This window comes from Bacillus sp. FG16 (assembly GCF_057809515.1).
Genome location: NZ_JBMDKC010000275.1, coordinates 1 through 909 on the forward strand (window position 1 = coordinate 1; position 909 = coordinate 909).

Here is a 909-nt window from a genome sequence, read left to right on the forward strand (position 1 = left end):
TGAAGGGTCAGTCGAAGCACTTGAAGCACGCATTAAACAGCTTGAGATGGAAAATGAGTACTTAAAAAAGTTAAATGCCTTAGTTCAAAACAAGGAAAAATCACAAAACAAGACAAAGCGCAAGTAGTCTATGAATTAAGGCATAAATATTCGGTCAAGGCACTCGTGGAGCTAGCTACTATTCCTCGAAGCACGTATTATGATTTAGTAAAGAAAATGAATCGTCCAGATGTAGATGCCGATTTGAAAGCTGAGATTAAAGCGATTTATGAGGAAAATGAAGGTCGTTATGGTTACCGTCGCATTCGTGATGAATTAACGAATCGTGGCCAGAAAGTGAACCACAAGAAGGTTCAGCGCATTATGAAAGAGCTTGGGTTAAAGTGTGTTGTGCGTATGAAGAAATATAAATCCTATAAAGGAAAAGTCGGTAGAATTGCACCTAATATTTTAGAGCGTAATTTTCATACAGATGCACCGAATCAAAAGTGGGTAACAGACATCACAGAGTTTAAATTGTTTGGAGAAAAACTGTATGTATCACCTGTATTAGATTTGTATAATGGTGAAATTATTACCTATACAATTGGTTCTAGACCGACGTATTCGCTTGTTTCAGACATGTTAGAGAAAGCATTGGAACGTTTACCCGAAACCCACCAGCTACTGATGCATTCGGATCAAGGATGGCATTATCAAATGAGACAGTACGTCCGGACACTTGAATCAAGAGCTATCGTCCAGAGTATGTCTCGAAAAGGAAACTGTTACGACAACGCAGTAATAGAAAATTTCTTTGGGATTATGAAGTCGGAGTTCCTCTACATAAAAGAATTTGAAAATGTAGAGCACTTTAAAATAGAATTAGAAAAATATATAGATTATTATAATACGAAACGGATTAAGGCA

1 pseudogene is annotated in these 909 nt (G+C 36.9%); it reads left to right on the plus strand.

The annotated features are described in order from the left end of the window. Window positions 1-909, plus strand: a pseudogene (locus ACODS7_RS32235) (IS3 family transposase); the annotation flags it as partial.